Origin of the sequence: Kitasatospora sp. GAS1066B (assembly GCF_041262605.1) — a bacterium.
In the GTDB taxonomy this organism is placed as follows: domain Bacteria; phylum Actinomycetota; class Actinomycetes; order Streptomycetales; family Streptomycetaceae; genus Kitasatospora.
The window spans coordinates 211,151-227,608 of the sequence record NZ_JBGCCO010000004.1 but is presented as its reverse complement, the minus strand read 5'-3'; the positions used below and the strand labels follow the sequence as shown (position 1 = coordinate 227,608).

Genomic DNA, 16,458 nt, shown 5'->3' with positions numbered 1-16,458 from the left:
AGGGAGTCACGTGACCACCGACCGACCCACGCCCGCGCCGACACCGGACCCCTACGGCGCCTTCCCGCGATTGACGGACGATCAGATCGCTGTCCTGAGCGCCAGCGGGCAACGGCGGCGGGTCCGCGAAGGTGAGCTGCTCTTCCGGGAGGGCGAGCCCAGCAGGGAGTTCTTCGTGGTCCTGAGTGGCACGGTCGCCGTGGTCGAGGGTCACGGCGAGCAGGAGAGAACCCTCCAACTGCACGGCCCCGGGTCCTTCCTCGGCGAGCTCGGCCTGCTGGAAGGCCAGGCCGCCGTCCTCACCGCCGTGGTCCGCGAACGGGGCGAAGTCCTGGCGGTGCCCTGGTCGAACCTGCCCGACCTGCTCGCCCGTGAACCCGTGCTCGGCGACCTCATCCTGCGCGCCTATCTGCGGCGCCGCATCCTGCTCGCCGGGCAGGGGACCGGCTTTCGCATCATCGGTTCCGCCTTCTCACCGGACACCCGCCGACTGCTGGAGTTCACCGCCCGCAACCGGCTCCCGCACCGCTGGGTCGATCTGGAGAAGGACGCCGAGGCCGAGACACTGCTGCGCCGTCTCGGCATCACGCCCGAGGAGACGCCGGTGGTGGTGTGGCGCGGCGACCGGGTGCTCCGCAATCCCTCCAACGCCGACCTGGCCCGGGTGATCGGCCTGCGCACCGACACTGCGGTGGCGACGGTCTGCGACCTTCTGGTGGTCGGCGCAGGACCGGCCGGTCTGGCCGCCGCCGTCTACGGAGCCAGCGAGGGGCTGGCCACCGTCGTGCTGGACGCGGTGGCCACCGGCGGCCAGGCCGGCACCTCCTCCCGGATCGAGAACTACCTCGGCTTCCCGGCCGGCATCTCGGGGGTCGAGCTCACCGAACGCGCGGTCCTCCAGGCCGGGCGGTTCGGCGCCCGGATCACCGTCCCCGCCGAGGCCGTCGGCCTGGAACAGGAGAGCGGGCACCATCTGATCCGGCTGGCCGACGGAACCGCGATCTCCACCCACGCGGTCGTGGTGGCCACCGGCGCCCGCTACCGACGCCTGCCCGCACCGGGAGTCGACCGGCTGGAGGGCGTCGGGGTGCACTACGCCGCCACGCTCTGGGAGGCCAGGACCTGCCGCCTGGACCCGGTGGCCGTCGTCGGCGGCGGCAACTCCGCCGGCCAGGCCGCGCTCTTCCTGGCAGCCCAGTCGCCCAGCGTCCACCTGTTGGTCCGCGGCGGCGACCTCACTGCCGGCATGTCCCGCTACCTGGTCGACCGGATCACCCAGCACCCCAGGATCGAGGTCATGCTGCACACCGAAGTCCAGGAAGTCACCGGCACCGATCGGGTCGAGTCAGTCGTGGTCCGGGACAACCGCTCCGGCGGACAGCGTGTGCTGGAGGTGCACGCCCTGTTCGTCTTCATCGGCGCGCGCCCCCGCACCTCCTGGCTCGTCGGCACCATCCGCCTCGACCCGCACGGCTCGATCCCCACCGGACAGGACCTGGCCGGCGCTGCCCCCGCAGCACTCTGGCGCCACCTCGCTCGCACCCCGTTCGCCCTGGAGACCGACCGCCCCGGAATCTTCGCCGCCGGCGACGTCCGCAGCGGCTCGGTCAAGCGGGTGGCCTCGGCGGTCGGCGAAGGCTCGATGGCCGTCCGCCTGGTCCACGAACACCTCAGGGAGGTGGGATCACCCGGAATCCACTGACACCCGCTCACCCACCGCAGGAGAAGGTGAATCGCATGCCCGTCATGGGAGTTGCCAAGTTCGAACACTTCTTCAGAGCCGCAGCCGGCCTCGACGTCAGCAAGAACGACCTCAAGCGCTACAGCGACTTCGTGGACGCCAAACTCTACGACCTCTTCGTCATCGGCACGGCCAACGCCAAGGCCAACGACCGGGACGTCATCCAGCCTCAGGACCTCCCCGTCACCAAGGGCCTGCAGGAGAGCATCCACGCCTTCAAGAAACTGGACGAGGAGATCGAGCTGCGCCCCCTGCTCGACCAGATCGCCGCCCGCCCCGCCCTCGGGATGGACGCCTCCGAGGAGACCGAAGCCCGGCTGCCACTGCTCGCCGGCGGCCTCAGCATCGCCCTCGGCCGCGCCCTCAAGACGATCGCCCCGGAAACCCGCCGTCCCGCCACCGAGCAGTGGGACCAAGCCTTCGAGCTCTTCGACCTCCTGATCTGAACGCCTGAGACGCCGAAAATGCATGGCCGGAACACTGCCGGTGCGTGCTACGGCAGTCGCCAGTCGACCGGCTGCGCGCCTTGGCGGACGAGCAGGTCGTTCGCCCGGCTGAACGGACGCGAGCCGAAGAAGCCGCGGTCCGCCGACATCGGGCTCGGGTGCGCCGACTCGACGGCCGGGACCGACCCCAGCAGCGGGCGCAGGTTGCGCGCGTCCCGCCCCCAGAGGATCGCCACCAGCGGGGTGCCGCGCGCCACCAGCGCCCGGATCGCCTGCTCGGTGACCTCCTCCCAGCCCTTGCCGCGGTGCGCCGCCGGCTTGCCGGGCGCGGTGGTCAGCGCCCGGTTGAGCAGCAGCACGCCCTGCTGGGTCCACGGCATGAGGTCACCGTTGGCGGGCGGCGGGAAGCCCAGGTCCTGGCCGTACTCGCGGTAGATGTTGATCAGGCTGCCGGGGATCGGCCGCACCTGCGGGGCGACCGAGAAGCTGAGGCCCACGGCGTGCCCGGGCGTGGGGTAGGGGTCCTGACCGACGATCAGCACCCGGACGTCCGCGAACGGCTGCTGGAAGGCGCGCAGCACGTCCGGCCCGGCCGGCAGGTAGGTGCGCCCGGCGGCCAGTTCGCCGCGCAGGAACTCGCCCATGGCGGCGACCCGCCGGGCCACCGGTTCCAGGGCCTGGGCCCAACCGGGTTCGACGATCTCGTGCAAGGGACGCGGTGCCATGCCCCTCACTCTATCGGCCCAGCTGGACAGCCGGTCAGCCCGTCACCTTCCCCCGCAGCACCACCAGCTGCGGGTCCGCCAGCACCCGGACGTCCGCGCGCGGGTCCGCCGCGTACACCACCAGGTCGGCCGGCGCCCCCTCGGCCAGCGCGGGGCGGCCCAGCCAGGAGCGCGCTCCCCAACTGGCCGCCGACAGTGCCTCGGTGGTGCTCAGGCCGGCCTTGACCAGCTCGGCCACCTCGGCCGCGACCAGGCCGTGCGCGAGCGAGCCGCCCGCGTCCGTCCCGACGTAGATCGGCACGCCCGCCTCGTGCGCGGCGCCCACCGTGTCGTAGCGCCGCTCGTGCAGCCGGCGCATGTGCGCGGCCCAGGCGGGGAACCTCGCCTCGCCGCCGTCGGCCAGCTTCGGGAAGGTCGCGATGTTGACCAGCGTCGGCACGATCGCCACCTGCCGCTCGGCGAAGGCCGGGATCAGCTCCTCGGTCAGCCCGGTGGCGTGCTCCACGCAGTCGATGCCGGCCGCCAGCAGGTCGGGCAGCGACTCGGCGGCGAAGCAGTGCGCGGTGACCCGGGCGCCCTCGGCGTGCGCGGCCGCGATCGCCTCGGCCAGCGCGTCGCCGGGCCAGCAGGCGGCCAGGTCGCCGCGCTCCCGGTCGATCCAGTCGCCGACCAGCTTGACCCAGCCGTCGCCGCGCCGGGCCTCGCGCACCACGTAGGCGGTCAGGTCGCCGGGCTCGATCTCGTGCGCGTAGTTGCGGATGTAGCGGCGGGTGCGGGCGATGTGCCGGCCGGCCCGGATGATCTTCGGCAGGTCCTCCCGGTCGTCGATCCACCGGGTGTCGGCGGCCGAGCCGGCGTCGCGGATCAGCAGCGTGCCGGCCTGGCGGTCGGTGAGCGCCTGCTTCTCGCTGGTGGCCTCGTCGACCGCGCCGTGCTCGTCCAGCCCGACGTGGCAGTGCGCGTCGACCAGGCCGGGCAGTACCCAGCCGGTGACCGTCCGCACATCGCGGGCCCCGGCGGGCCGCTGGTAGCTCACCCGGCCGTCCAGCACCCAGAGTTCGTCCCGGACCTCGTCGGGGCCGACCAGGATCCGGCCCTTGATGTGCAGTACCGCGCCTTCCGTCATGCCCGCACTCTACGACTCCGGCGGCGCGCGATCACCCGCCAGGGGGACGCTGGTCCGGGACCGGATTCTGACGCGTCATCAAAGAGTGTGAACGGAGCGGCCGGTGATCGCGACAACTTGATTGACCGGACATGACAGCCATGCTTGACTACGGTCGGTAAGTCGTCGATCGCGCGCAATTCTCGGCCCAGCTCGTCCGGCCGCACCAGGGCCGCTCACCGCCCTCCGACGTGCCGGACGCCGTCGCCGCCGGTGAGCCGCAACCCGTGCCCGGCGGACCGCACCCCTCGGTCCGCCGGGCTCGGGCGGCCGCACCACCGGCCCCGATTGCCGCGACCCCGCCGCCGCCGCGGTGGCCCACAGCTGTTCCAGCGCCCGCCACCCGCCGTTCACATGCTGCTCATCGGCGCTCGAAAGGGTCCAGACGAGGTCAAGTTGTATAGCCAACTTGGCCACTCTCCCTGATGGACACCGCCTTCCGGAGGGCCCGCCATGTCCGATGCCACCGCCTCCCTCTCCCCCTACTGGCTGCGCGACAACTGCGGCTGCCCCGACTGCCGCGACCCGCGCAACGGCCAGAAGTACTTCCAGATCACCGACCTGCCCGCCGAGCTGTCCATCGCGGCGGCCACCGAGCTGAACGGCCGCCTGGAGGTGCTCTGGAACGACGGCCACCGCTCGCGCTACCCGCTCGACTGGTTCACCACGGAGGTCGAGGACGACCGCCGCACCGAGGCGGGCAAGCGGCTCTGGCAGGCCGCCGACTTCGCCGCCGGGATCCCCGAGGCGCGCTGGGCGGACTACTCGACCGACCCCGCCGAGCAGGCCGCCGTGCTGCGCGCCGTGCAGCGGCTCGGCTTCGCGGTGCTGCGCGAGGTCCCCACCGTGGACCGGCAGGTGCTGGCCGTGGCGGGCAGCTTCGGCTACGTCCGGACGACCAACTACGGCGAGCTGTTCGACGTGCGGATCGAGCCCGACCCGAACAACCTGGCCTTCACCAGCGCGGAGATCGCCCCGCACACCGACAACCCGTACCGCGACCCGGTCCCCACCCTGCAGCTGCTGCACTGCCTGGAGAACTCGGCCACCGGCGGCGACTCCGGCCTGGTCGACGGCTTCCGGGCGGCCGCCCTGCTGCGCGCGCAGGCACCCGAGGACTTCGCCGTGCTGACCCGCACCCTGGTCCCGTTCACCTTCCGCGACCGGAGCGCCGAGCTGCACGCCGACCGGCCGCTGATCGACGTCGACCCGCTCGGGCGGATCCGCGAGGTGCGGCTCAACAACCGCTCGATCGGTCGACTCCAGCTGCCCGCGACCGAGTTGACCGCCTTCTACAGCGCCTACCGGAAGTTCGCCGAGATCACCCTGCGCCCGGCGCTGCGCCTGGACTTCCGGCTCGCTCCCGGCGACTGCCTGATCTTCGACAACACCCGGCTGCTGCACGCCCGCACCGCCTTCGAGCAGGACGGGCGGCGCCACCTGCAAGGCTGCTACGCGGACCTGGACTCGCTCTCCTCCACCCTCGCGGTGCTGGACCGGCGCGCGGCCGCGCTGGACGAGCTGCAGACGCTCTTCGAGGTCGAGGGCGCGGGCGAGTACCTGGGCGAGGCGGTCACCCAGGCCGAGCACATGCTGCAGGCCGCCGTGCTGGCCCAGCGCAGCGGCGCCCCCGACCACCTGGTGGCGGCCGCACTGCTGCACGACATCGGCCACTTCAAGGGTGTGGTGACGGGCCGTCAGCTGATGCTGGGTCAGGACAACCGGCACAGCGACACCGGCGCCGACTGGCTGGCCCAGTGGTTCGGCCCCGAGGTCACCGAGCCGATCAGGCTGCACGTGGCCGCCAAGCGCTACCTCTGCACGGTCGAACCCGCCTACCGGGCCCAGCTCTCCGAGGCCTCCGAGTACACGCTGCGGGTGCAGGGCGGCCCGATGGGCGCCGAGCAGGCCGCGGCCTTCGCCGAACTGCCCGGCGCGGCGGACGCGGTGGCACTGCGGCGGTGGGACGACCAGGCGAAGGTCGCGGATGCGGCCACGCCGACCTTCGCCGAGTTCCGCGAGCTGCTGGCCGGGCTGATGGACCACTGACCGTCGAACGCCTGGTACGCCCTAGGGCCTGTACGGCGGATCTTTCCGGGCCCGCGACGCCGGGCATCCCGGCTGGACGCACGCCCGAATCGCCCAAGTACGTCCAGTACGAGGACGACTCGGGCGCACGCCCAGCCGGGCGCCCAACGCCGCGGGCTCATCCGAAAAGATCCGCCGTACAGGCCCTAGTCGTCGGACGTCCGCGCGTGCCGCGAAAGCGCGGACGTCACCATCGAGTTGTGCACGCTGAAGGAGACCGTGCCGGGCAGGTAGCGGTCCTGTGACCACTCCACCGGGCGGCCGGTGGGGTCGGTGGTGCGGCGGCGCTCACGCAGCAGCGGGGCGCCGCGCCGGCAGCCGAGCAGCTTGGCGTCCTCGGCGTTGGCGGCCACCACGTCGATGGTGTGGTCGGCGTCGGTGAACAGGATGCCGTGCTCCCGCAGGTGCTCGGTGTGCGAGACCACGTCCGGCGGCAACTTGGCGACCAGCACGCCGACATGGGGCGGGTAGACGGTGCGCTCGACCATCACGGCGGTGCCGGACAGGGTGCGCAGCCGCAGCGTCACGTACACCTCGGCGCCCGGCTCCAGGCGCAGCTGCTCGCGTTCGGCGGCGTCGGCCGGCCGCCGGACCAGCGACTCGAGCCGGCCCCCCGGCTCCTCCCCCAGCGCGCGCGCCCAGTGGGTGAAGCTGAGCAGCTCCGAGAAGCTCTGCACCCGGGCGTTGCCCAGCACCACCCGGCGGGTGCCACGGCGCGAGGTCACCAGCCCGTCGGCGCGCAGCACCGCGAGCGCCTGGCGCACCGTGCCGCGCGAGACGCCGTACCGCTCGGCCAGCGCGCCCTCGGCGGGCAGCCGGCCGGCCTCGCCGTACGCGCCGGTGGTGATCGCCTCCCGCAGATCCGCGGCGACCTGCCGGTACAGCGCACCGCCGGACGGGCCGTCCTGGCCCTCCTGGTCGTCCAGCTGCGTCACGCTCGAAGTCACCGTGCCTCCCACCGGACCCCCTCCTACTTCAGTGTCCCGCGCACCAGCGGCTCAGGACGGTCCCGACCCTATCGGCTTCGCGCAGACCGTTCGCACGCCAGATGGACGGGTATCGACCGACCCCACTCCACCGTTCCCGCAGCCGACCCCTGTTCTGGGGCGCCCGTTCACCTCCTGGTCACCAAGGTCCGGCGTACTGTCCCACGTCGGACAAAGTTGGCTGGCCAACTTGGCCCCGGCTCCTCTCCCCGTCGCAGCAGCAGCCCCGAATTCCTGCCGTGCGACGCCCTTGCGACCTTGCCGCACCCCGATCCAGGAGATCCTCCCGTGACCGTGCACCGTGCCCGTATCGCCGCCGTCGCGGCGGTGCTGACCTGCGCAGCGCTCTCTCTCACCGCCTGCGGTTCCGCCACCTCCTCCACCGCGAGCAGCAGCGGCGGCAAGAGCGCGAAGACCGCCACCTCGGCCGCCGACCTCGGGGGGATGGACGCGCTGGTCGCGGCCGCCAAGAAGGAGGGCAACCTCCACGTCATCACCCTTCCCCGGGACTGGGCCAACTACGGCGTCCTGATGGACGGCTTCACCAAGAAGTACGGCATCAAGATCGAGGACGAGAACCCCGACGGCACCAGCCAGGACGAGATCAACGCGATCACCTCCCGCGAGGGCCAGGACCGCGGCCCCGACGTGGTCGACGTGGGCACCGCCTTCGCCATCTCCGGCGCCCAGCAGGGCCTCTTCGCCCCGTACAAGGTCGCCGGCTACGACCAGATCCCGGCCTCGATGAAGGCCTCGGACGCCACCAGCTACAACGACTACGGCGGCTACGTCTCGATCGGCTGCGACGCCAAGAAGGTCAACCCCTGCCCCAAGACCTTCGCCGACCTGCTGAACCCGGCCTACAAGGGCATGGTCGCGCTGAACGGCAACCCGACCAAGGCCAACGCCGCGCTCAGCGGTGTCTGGGCCGCGTCGCTCGCCAACGGCGGCTCGCTGGACAACATCCAGCCCGGCATCGACTTCTTCGGCAAGCTGAAGGCGGCCGGCAACTTCAACCCGGTCGAGGCCACCTCCGCGACCGTGCAGAACGGTGAGACCCCGATCACCATCGACTGGTCGTACCTGAACACCGGCTACACCGCCCAGTACGCCAGCAAGGGCATCGACTGGCAGGTGTCGATCCCCTCGGACGGCAGCTTCGCCCAGTTCTACAACCAGGCCGTCAGCAAGTACGCGCCGCACCCGGCCGCCGCTCGCCTGTGGGAGGAGTACCTCTACAGCGCCGAGGGCCAGAACGGCTTCCTGGGCGGCTACGCCACCCCGGCGCTGTTCGACTCGATGAAGACCGCGGGCACCCTGGACGCGGCCGCCGTCGCCAAGCTGCCGGCCATCGCCAAGCCGTTCACCACCTTCCCGACCCAGGCACAGCAGGACGCTGCCAAGGCCGCCATCACGGCCAACTGGTCCAAGGCCATCGGGGGCTGACCCACACGATGACTACGGCTCCCACCCCGGTGCCGACCTCCGCCGCCGCTGACATCAGCGGCGGCGGCGGGACCCCCGGTACCGCAACTCCCGCTTCCCCGGCCGCCCCCACGGCCAGCCGGCGCCGCCGCGCCGGTGGCAACCGCGCCTGGCTCGGCGCGCTGCCGCTGATGGTGTTCTTCGCCGTCGGCTTCGGCCTGCCCGCGATCGCCATCGCGATCGGCGCGTTCACCACCTCGCCCGACGCCCCCAGTGGCGGCGGCACCTTCACCATGTCCAACCTGACCGCCTCCCTCCAGGGCGGTTACCTCACGGCGCTGCTCGGCAGCGTGAAGCTGTCGGCGCTCACCGCGCTGATCGGCACCGTGATCGGCCTGCCGCTGGCGCAGGCGGTGGCCACCTCCCGCTGGCGCTTCGTGCGCGAGGCGGTGCAGTCCGGCTCCGGCGTGCTGGCCAACTTCGGCGGCGTGCCGCTGGCCTTCATGTTCGTCGCCACCCTCGGCAACGCCGGCGAGGTCACCACCGGCCTGGGCCTGAAGAAGTACGGCTGGAGCCTCTACACCTTCGACGGCCTCGCGGTCGTCTACCTCTACTTCCTGATCCCGCTGATGATCCTCACCATCACCCCGGCCCTGGAGGGTCTGCGGGTGCAGTGGCGCGAGGCGGCGGCGAACAACGGCGCCACCACCTTCCAGTACTGGCGCCACGTCGCGCTGCCGGTGCTGCTGCCCTCGCTGCTCGGCGGCTACGTGCTGCTGTTCGGCGCCTCGTTCGCCGCGTACGCGACCGCCGAGGCGATGGTCGGCAGCTCGATCCCGCTGATCTCGATGCAGATCGGCGACGCGCTCTCCGGCAACGTGCTGGTCGGCCAGGGCAACCTGGCCCTCGCGCTCGGTCTCGACATGATCGTGGTCGCCTGTCTGGTGATGGCGATCTACCTGCCCCTCCAGCGCCGGAGTGCCAAGTGGCTCAGCTGACTTCCCAGACCGCACTGGGCCGCCTTCGCCCCGGCCGCGCCGGCGTCCTGCTGCTGGCCGCGATCTACTTCTTCGTGCCGATGGGCGCGTCGATCTGGTTCAGCATCGACGACTACCACGGCGGCATCACCTTCAACGCGTACACCAAGCTGCTCGGGGCGCCCGGCTTCCTGGACGCCCTGTACCTCAGCCTGGAGCTGGCCGCCGCCACCGTGGTGGTGCTGCTGCTGATCCTGGTGCCGGCGCTGCTCGCGGCCCGGCTCGGCTCGCCCAGGCTGCGCCCGGTGATCGAGGTGATGTGCTCGCTGCCGCTGGTCGTCCCCGTGGTCGCGCTCACCACCGGCATCGTCGGCGTGCTGCGCTGGGGGCCGGAGTACTTCGCGAACTCGCCGTTCTTCCAGACCTTCGTGGCGATCCAGAACCCCGACTTCCCGGCGGTGCTGCTGATCGCGTACGTGCTGATGGCGCTGCCCTTCGCGTACCGCGCGCTGGACGGCGGACTGCGCGGCGTGGACGTCGTGACGCTGGTCGAGGCGGCCCGCAACTGCGGTGCGAGCTACCCGCGCGCCGTCTTCTCGGTGGTGCTGCCCAACCTGCGCAGCGCGCTGCTGAGCGCCTCGGTGCTCACCGTCGCCCTGGTGCTCGGTGAGTTCACCACCGCCTCGATCCTCGGCTTCCAGCCCTTCTCGGTGTGGATCAACTCGTACGGCAAGACCGACGGCCAGATGTCGGTCGCGGTCTCGATGATCAGCCTGCTGGTCGTCTGGGTCGTGCTGCTGCTGATGTCCGTCGTCGGCAACCGCGGTCGCAAGGCCGCGCGTTCCTGATCGCGCGTTCCTGATCGCACCCGCGCCACTGATCGCACGCGCATCGTCGATCGCGTACGATCCCCCACGCACTTTCCTCCAGGAGTTCCCCTCATGACCACGGCCGCCACCGTCCCCACCGGAGTGCCGCTCGCACCCGGCAGCGCCACCGTCGAGTTCCGCTCGCTGCGCCGCGCGTTCGGCAGCACCGTCGCGCTCGACGGCCTCGACCTGACCGTGCACCCCGGCGAGTTGCTCGCACTGCTCGGCCCCTCGGGCTGCGGCAAGACCACCGCGCTGCGGATCCTGGCCGGCTTCGAGAGCCACGACTCGGGCGAGGTGCTGGTCGACGGCGAGGACGTCACCAGGATCCCCGCGCACAAGCGTGACGCGGGCATGGTGTTCCAGTCCTACAGCCTCTTCCCGCACCTGACCGCGCTGGACAACGTCTCGTTCGGCCTGAAGATGCGCGGCGTCGGCAAGGACGAGCGGCGCAAGCGGGCGATGGAGCTGCTGGAGCTGGTCGGTCTGCCGCAGCGCGCCGCCCACTTCCCGCACCAGATGTCCGGCGGCCAGCAGCAGCGCATCGCACTCGCCCGGGCGCTGGCCCTGCAGCCGCGGGTGCTGCTGCTCGACGAGCCGCTCTCCGCGCTGGACGCCAAGGTCCGGCTCAACCTGCGCGAGGAGATCCGCCGGCTGCAGCAGGAACTCGGCATCACCACCCTGTTCGTGACGCACGATCAGGAGGAGGCGCTGTCGATGGCCGACCGGGTCGCGGTGCTGCGCTCGGGCCGCCTGGAACAGTGCGCCACCCCCAGCGAGCTCTACGCGCGCCCGGCCACCGCCTTCGTCGCGGAGTTCGTCGGCACCATGAGCCGGATCCCGGCCGTGCGGGCCGGCGAGGGCGTCGAGGTCTTCGGCCGCCGCCACGCGGTGGACGGGACGCTGCCCGCCGCCGGTGATCTCGAGGTACTGGTCCGCCCGGAGAACGTCGGCCTGAGCCCGGCCGTGGACGGCCCGGCGGTGGTCGTCGGTGCCAGCTTCCTGGGTGCGGTCACCCGGCTGACCGTCCGGCTGGCGGACGGCACCACGGTCAAGGCCGACCTGCCCACCGAGGAGGCCGCCCAGCTGCCGATCGGCGGCAACGCCGACGTGACGCTGCCGGACCGCCCGGTCCTGGTCGACGTCCGTTCCGGCGCGGGGCAGTGATCACCTCCATGACCTCCCTGCTCCCCTGCGCCGTCCTCTTCGACATGGACGGCACCCTGGTCGACACCGAGCACCTGTGGTGGTCGGCGACCGAGGAGATCGCCGCCGGCCTGGGCTACGCCCTCACCGTCGCCGATCAGCCCGAGGTGCTAGGCCACGCGGTCGAGCACACCGCGGCCCACCTGGACCGCGTGGTCGCCGCCTCCCCGGGCGTCGACGAGCTCGCCGCCCGGCTCAACGCGGCGTTCATCACCCGGGTCGCCGCCCAGGTGGTCCCGCGCCCCGGCGCGCTCGCCCTGCTGGCCGAGCTGCGCGACGCGGCGGTGCCCACCGCGCTGGTCTCCGCCTCGCCGCGCCAGGTGGTCGACCTGGTCCTCAGCCACCTCGGCCGGGACTGGTTCACCATCACCCTGGCCGCCGAGGACACCCCGCGCACCAAGCCCGACCCGGCCCCCTACCTGGCCGCCGCCGCCCACCTCGGCCTCGACCCGGCCGACTGCGTCGCCGTCGAGGACACCCCGACCGGCGTCGCCTCCGCCCACGCGGCCGGCTGCGCGGTGCTCGCCGTCCCGTCCTCCGCGGTGCCCATCCCGCAGGGCCCCGGCATCACGATGCTGGCCAGCCTGACCGAGGCGGACCTACCGATGCTGGCCGCGCTGACCGGCCCGCGAGAATAGGCCCATGCCCTCCTTCCTCCTACTCGCCCTCGCCATCATGAGCGAGGTCTGCGCCACCAGCTGCCTCAAGCTGACCGACGGCTTCAGCAAGCTCTGGCCGAGCGTGGGCGTGGGCATCGGCTACGTGCTCTCCTTCGTACTGCTCGGCCAGGCCCTGAAGCAGATCCCCGTCTCGGTCGCCTACGCCGTCTGGTCAGGCGCGGGCACGGCGGCGGTGGCCGCGATAGGCGTGGTCGCCTTCGGGGAGCACCTGGGCAGGCCGCAGCTGGCCGGCATCGCGCTGATCATCCTGGGCGTGGTGCTGCTCAACCTGCGGGCCACGCACTGAGGTTGACTGTGACTGGGGCTGCCCGCCGGACGGCGGGCAGCCCCTTCGGCGTTCCTCCTCGGCGTTCCCCCTCGGCCTTCCTGCTCGGCGGTCCCCTTCGGCCTTCCTCGCGCGGCTGCGCCCCGTAACCGCTACTGGACGGTCAAATCGGCGAATTAGGCGGATTCCCGACTACCCGTCACACCTCGTTCATGCACCGGCCCTCATAGATCACCTGAATGTGAGCAGAGTTGTGCAGCCAACTCTGCTCGCCCCCCCATCACCCCCCATCACCCTCGTCACCCGATGGACAGGATCCCCGTGGCCACAGGCAGCTCCCTCACTCTCAGCACGCCGCCCAGCCCGAACGAAGGCGACAAGCTCACCTTCCACTGGACGACCGACGCGCCCGACGCCAAGAACTGGGTCGGCATCTACGACGGCACCCGGCAGCCCGGCACCGGCTCCTCGCTGCTGTGGAAGTACACCCCCGGCGGCTCCGGCGACCTCACCCTCGACACCTCCGCGCTGACCGGCGGGCCCTACACGGCCTATCTGCTGGCCAAGGACGGGTACGGGATCCTCGCGCAGACGGCGCCGTTCAGCTTCAGGCCCAAGCCCGCCGTCGTCCCGCCGCACAGTGCGGTCGACGCGCTCACCGCGACACCGGTCCAGCCCGGAGGTCAGGTTCAGGTCAAACTCCAGGGGCTGTGGGCCCGCCCGGCCGGCAACGCACCGGGGACCCCCACCTTCCGCAAGGTCAGCGGCGACTCCTGGCTCTCGGTCAGCGCCGACGGCACGGTGACCGGCACCGCCCCGGGCCGGCCGAGCGCCCGCCCCGCGATCGTCACCGTCGGCGTCAAGGACAGCACGGGCGCCACCGACACCGTCACCGTGCAGGTCCCGGTGGTCGAGGCCAACGGCAAGCAGCAGCTCAAGGTGGCCAGTTGGAACCTCTGGGACGCCGGCACCCACAGCACCGACGGCTTCGAGAAGCAGCTGCGGGTGATCCTCACCCAGGGCTGGGACGTGGTCGCGCTCCAGGAGACCGCCGGGACCAACGCCAAGGCGCTGGCCGACGTGCTCGGCTGGTACGCCTACCAGAGCGCCGGCAGCGTCGGCGTGTTGAGCCGCTACCCGCTCACCGCCGTCACCGCGGTGACCGCCGCGCTGCCCGCCGCCGCCGTCACCGTGCAGCTGCCGGGCGGCCGTTCGGTGCGCCTGTGGACGGCGCACCTGGACGAGAACTCCTACGGCCCGTACGCGATCCAGGACGGCCAGACCCCGGCCCAGGTGCTCGCCACCGAGACCGCCTCGCTCCGCTACCAGCAGGCGCAGGCCCTTCTCGCCGCGATCAAGGCCGAGCAGAGCGCCCAGCAAGCCGCCCAGCAGGCCGCCCTGCACCGGGGCGAGCACCCCGCCGAGCTGATCGTGGCCGCCGAGCTCTCCTCCCCCTCGCACCTCGACTGGACCACCGCCACCCACGGCGCGCAGTTCAACTGGCCGGTCACCGAGGCCGTGCAGGCCGCCGGCCTGACCGACAGCTTCCGCGAGGAGCACCCGGACCCCGCCGCGTTCCCCGGGGCCACCTGGTCGCCCACCCGCAAGCAGCGCGGCAGCAAGCCCGAGCCGCAGGACCGGATCGACTACGTGCTCTACGCCGACAGCGGCCGGATCGAGCTGCGCGAGGCCCACGTGATCGCCACCGGTTGGCCCGCCGCCGACCCCAACTCGGCTGCCAACGGCTGGCCTTCGGACACCGCCGCCGCCGTCTCGACCTTCGCGCTCTGAAAGGCCCACCGCCATGACCGAGTTGAACCGCCGCGTCGTCCTCGGCGCCGCCGCCGCGACGGCCGCCGCAACCATGGTCGGCCTCCCCCAGGCCGCCCAGGCCGCTCAGGCCGCCGACGCCACCCAGCGCACGCAGGGCCGGACCCGACACTCCGGTGACGTCACCGACGTCAAGCACGTGGTGATCCTGATGCAGGAGAACCGCAGCTTCGACCACTACTTCGGCACCCTGAACGGCGTCCGCGGCTTCGCCGACAAGCAGGCGCTGACCTTCCCGAACGGCGACTCCGTCTTCCGCCAGCCGGACGCCGGCCGCAGCGACGGCGGGGCCATGCTGCCCTACCGGATGGACACCACCAAGTACAACGCGCAGAACGCGGCCGGCCTCGCCCACGACTGGGCGACCAGCCACCAGGCGATCAACGACGGCGCGATGAACAAGTGGGTGGCCGCCAAGGGCGAGCGCACCATGGGCTACTTCACCCGCGAGGACATCCCCTACCAGTACGCGCTGGCCGACGCGTTCACCCTCTGCGACGCCTACTTCTGCTCGCTGGCCGGACCGACCGACCCCAACCGCCTCTACCTGTGGACCGGGACCTCGGGCCCGGGCAAGGACGGCACCACCGGGCCGTGGATCGACAACACCCCGGTCACCCAGAACCCGGTCGCCGACTGGACCACCTACGCCGAGCGCCTGGAGGCCGCCAAGGTCAGCTGGCGGGTCTACCACAACCCGAGCGAGGACGACCGCACCGGCGACTACGACGACAACGCGCTGTCGTACTTCAAGCAGTTCCACAACTTCCCGACCACTGACCCGCGTTACATCAACGCGATGACCAAGTTCGACCCCACCGCCTTCGACGCGGACTGCAAGGCCGGCACGCTGCCCACCGTCTCCTGGCTGGTCGCGCCGTACCTGTTCTGCGAACACCCCAACGCCAGCCCGGACTACGGCGCGCACTGGGTCGACATGGCGCTGCAGTCGCTGATGTCCAACCCGGACGTCTGGGAGCACACCGTCTTCCTGGTGATGTACGACGAGAACGACGGGTACTTCGACCACCAGGTGCCGCCCACCCCGGAGGCGGGCACGCCCGAGGAGTTCACCCAGGGCCGGGCGATCGGCCTGGGCAACCGGGTGCCGCTCTGGGTGGCCTCGCCCTGGTCGCGCGGCGGCTGGGTCAACTCGCAGGTGTTCGACCACACTTCGGTGCTGCGCTTCCTGGAGGTGGTGACCGGGGTCCAGGAGCCGAACATCTCGCAGTGGCGCCGGACCGTCTGCGGCGACCTCACCAGCTGCTTCGACTTCAAGAAGCCGGACTTCTCGATCCCGAAGCTCCCCGACACCACCGCACTGATGGCCAAGGCGGACGCGAACTCCTCGCTGCCCCCGGTCGCGCTGCCCGCACCCGGCACCCAGTCGATGCCGGCCCCGGAGCGCGGCGACCGCCCGCACCGCACCCTGCCCTACCGGCCCTGGGCGGACATCGACGTGGACCGCGAGAGCGGCAAGGTCACCTGCACGATGACCAACTTCGGCTCGGTCGGCTACTGCTTCACCGTCTACCCGAATATCGAACTCCCCTTCGCCGGCACCCCGTTCACCGTTGCTCCCGGCGCCAGCAAGAGCTACGTCTGGGACGCCTCGACCACCGACGGCCGCTACGACTTCACGATCCACGGCGCGGACGGCTTCGTCACCCGCTTCGCCGGCACGGTGACCCGCCTGGAGCAGGAGGACGTGGCGGTGCCGATCGTCAGCGCCGACCTGCGCGACCCGCACTCGATCCGCTTCGAGGTGGCCAACGACGGCGCCGGCCAGGTGAGTTTCACCGCCACCGGCAACGACTTCGCGGGCACCCCGCAGACCGTCTGGGTGGACGCCGGACGCACCGCCAAGCTCGACTGGCCGCTGGACCCCCAGGGCCGCTACGACGTCACGGTCACCGCCGGGACCGGCACCCGCTTCGCCCAGCGGTACGCGGGGTGGGCGCACCGGAGCTGACGGTTGGTCAGCAGGGTGCGCGGCGCCTTCGGTCGATGACCGGGGGCGCCGCGCGGTACTCGGGCCCGCCAGTGGAACGCTCC

Annotated in this window: 14 protein-coding genes; 11 read left to right on the top strand and 3 right to left on the bottom strand. The window is 71.9% G+C overall.

Annotated elements, in window-relative coordinates; translation table 11 throughout:
- Window positions 1-10: 10 nt before the first annotated feature.
- Together ABH937_RS05965 and ABH937_RS05960 are read left to right on the top strand one after the other, a co-directional pair.
- A complete protein-coding gene (locus ABH937_RS05965) occupies window positions 11-1,702 on the top strand; it encodes an FAD-dependent oxidoreductase (RefSeq protein ID WP_370217434.1) in 1,692 nt (563 codons plus the stop codon).
- 35 nt (window positions 1,703-1,737) lie between these two features.
- Window positions 1,738-2,187 carry a DUF1931 family protein gene (locus ABH937_RS05960; RefSeq protein ID WP_370217433.1) on the top strand — a complete coding sequence of 150 codons (450 nt, stop codon included), beginning with the start codon at window positions 1,738-1,740 and terminating at the stop codon, window positions 2,185-2,187.
- A 47-nt stretch (window positions 2,188-2,234) separates the two neighbouring features.
- On the opposite strand, the gene ABH937_RS05955 is transcribed toward ABH937_RS05960, so the two are convergent.
- Both ABH937_RS05955 and ABH937_RS05950 read right to left on the bottom strand, forming a co-directional pair.
- Window positions 2,235-2,912, bottom strand: coding sequence for a uracil-DNA glycosylase (locus ABH937_RS05955; RefSeq protein WP_370217432.1), 678 nt, complete (start codon window positions 2,910-2,912; stop codon window positions 2,235-2,237).
- Window positions 2,913-2,946: 34 nt separating this feature from the next.
- Window positions 2,947-4,038, bottom strand: coding sequence for an amidohydrolase family protein (locus ABH937_RS05950; protein ID WP_280688930.1), 1,092 nt, complete (start codon window positions 4,036-4,038; stop codon window positions 2,947-2,949).
- Between the two features lie 492 nt (window positions 4,039-4,530).
- Here ABH937_RS05950 and ABH937_RS05945 point away from each other — a divergent pair, with 492 nt between their 5' ends.
- Window positions 4,531-6,126 carry a phosphonate degradation HD-domain oxygenase gene (locus ABH937_RS05945; RefSeq protein ID WP_370217431.1) on the top strand — a complete coding sequence of 532 codons (1,596 nt, stop codon included), beginning with the start codon at window positions 4,531-4,533 and terminating at the stop codon, window positions 6,124-6,126.
- A gap of 185 nt (window positions 6,127-6,311) precedes the next feature.
- On the opposite strand, the gene ABH937_RS05940 is transcribed toward ABH937_RS05945, so the two are convergent.
- On the bottom strand, window positions 6,312-7,112 hold the full coding sequence (locus ABH937_RS05940) for a GntR family transcriptional regulator (protein WP_280688928.1): 801 nt from the start codon (window positions 7,110-7,112) through the stop codon (window positions 6,312-6,314).
- Window positions 7,113-7,439: 327 nt separating this feature from the next.
- On the opposite strand from ABH937_RS05940, the gene ABH937_RS05935 reads away from it, so the two are divergent.
- The 8 genes from ABH937_RS05935 (at window position 7,440) to ABH937_RS05900 (ending at window position 16,375) form a co-directional block, all read left to right on the top strand.
- Window positions 7,440-8,597, top strand: coding sequence for an ABC transporter substrate-binding protein (locus ABH937_RS05935; protein WP_280688927.1), 1,158 nt, complete (start codon window positions 7,440-7,442; stop codon window positions 8,595-8,597).
- A gap of 8 nt (window positions 8,598-8,605) precedes the next feature.
- Window positions 8,606-9,574: an ABC transporter permease subunit gene (locus ABH937_RS05930; RefSeq protein ID WP_280688926.1), complete on the top strand. Its 969-nt coding sequence runs from the start codon at window positions 8,606-8,608 to the stop codon at window positions 9,572-9,574.
- A gap of 14 nt (window positions 9,575-9,588) precedes the next feature.
- Window positions 9,589-10,401: an ABC transporter permease gene (locus ABH937_RS05925; RefSeq protein WP_370217509.1), complete on the top strand. Its 813-nt coding sequence runs from the start codon at window positions 9,589-9,591 to the stop codon at window positions 10,399-10,401.
- Between the two features lie 93 nt (window positions 10,402-10,494).
- A complete protein-coding gene (locus ABH937_RS05920; protein ID WP_370217430.1) occupies window positions 10,495-11,589 on the top strand; it encodes an ABC transporter ATP-binding protein in 1,095 nt (364 codons plus the stop codon).
- 8 nt (window positions 11,590-11,597) lie between these two features.
- The gene (locus tag ABH937_RS05915) at window positions 11,598-12,266 is read left to right on the top strand and encodes an HAD family hydrolase (protein ID WP_370217429.1); all 669 of its coding nucleotides are present in this window, start codon (window positions 11,598-11,600) and stop codon (window positions 12,264-12,266) included.
- 4 nt (window positions 12,267-12,270) lie between these two features.
- On the top strand, window positions 12,271-12,594 hold the full coding sequence (locus ABH937_RS05910; protein ID WP_280688923.1) for a multidrug efflux SMR transporter: 324 nt from the start codon (window positions 12,271-12,273) through the stop codon (window positions 12,592-12,594).
- 300 nt (window positions 12,595-12,894) lie between these two features.
- Window positions 12,895-14,364, top strand: a complete 1,470-nt coding sequence (locus tag ABH937_RS05905; RefSeq protein ID WP_370217427.1) for a hypothetical protein — start codon at window positions 12,895-12,897, stop codon at window positions 14,362-14,364.
- A gap of 13 nt (window positions 14,365-14,377) precedes the next feature.
- Window positions 14,378-16,375: a phosphocholine-specific phospholipase C gene (locus tag ABH937_RS05900; protein WP_370217425.1), complete on the top strand. Its 1,998-nt coding sequence runs from the start codon at window positions 14,378-14,380 to the stop codon at window positions 16,373-16,375.
- The last annotated feature ends 83 nt before the right edge of the window (window positions 16,376-16,458 follow it).

Bases quoted from the DNA above. Each gene is read 5' to 3' on its own strand.
- ABH937_RS05960 (WP_370217433.1), top strand. From the start codon at position 1,738: ATGCCCGTCATGGGAGTTGCCAAGTTCGAACACTTCTTCAGAGCCGCA.
- ABH937_RS05955 (WP_370217432.1), bottom strand. From the start codon at position 2,912: ATGGCACCGCGTCCCTTGCACGAGATCGTCGAACCCGGTTGGGCCCAG.
- ABH937_RS05950 (WP_280688930.1), bottom strand. From the start codon at position 4,038: ATGACGGAAGGCGCGGTACTGCACATCAAGGGCCGGATCCTGGTCGGC.
- ABH937_RS05945 (WP_370217431.1), top strand. From the start codon at position 4,531: ATGTCCGATGCCACCGCCTCCCTCTCCCCCTACTGGCTGCGCGACAAC.
- ABH937_RS05930 (WP_280688926.1), top strand. From the start codon at position 8,606: ATGACTACGGCTCCCACCCCGGTGCCGACCTCCGCCGCCGCTGACATC.
- ABH937_RS05920 (WP_370217430.1), top strand. From the start codon at position 10,495: ATGACCACGGCCGCCACCGTCCCCACCGGAGTGCCGCTCGCACCCGGC.
- ABH937_RS05915 (WP_370217429.1), top strand. From the start codon at position 11,598: ATGACCTCCCTGCTCCCCTGCGCCGTCCTCTTCGACATGGACGGCACC.
- ABH937_RS05910 (WP_280688923.1), top strand. From the start codon at position 12,271: ATGCCCTCCTTCCTCCTACTCGCCCTCGCCATCATGAGCGAGGTCTGC.
- ABH937_RS05900 (WP_370217425.1), top strand. From the start codon at position 14,378: ATGACCGAGTTGAACCGCCGCGTCGTCCTCGGCGCCGCCGCCGCGACG.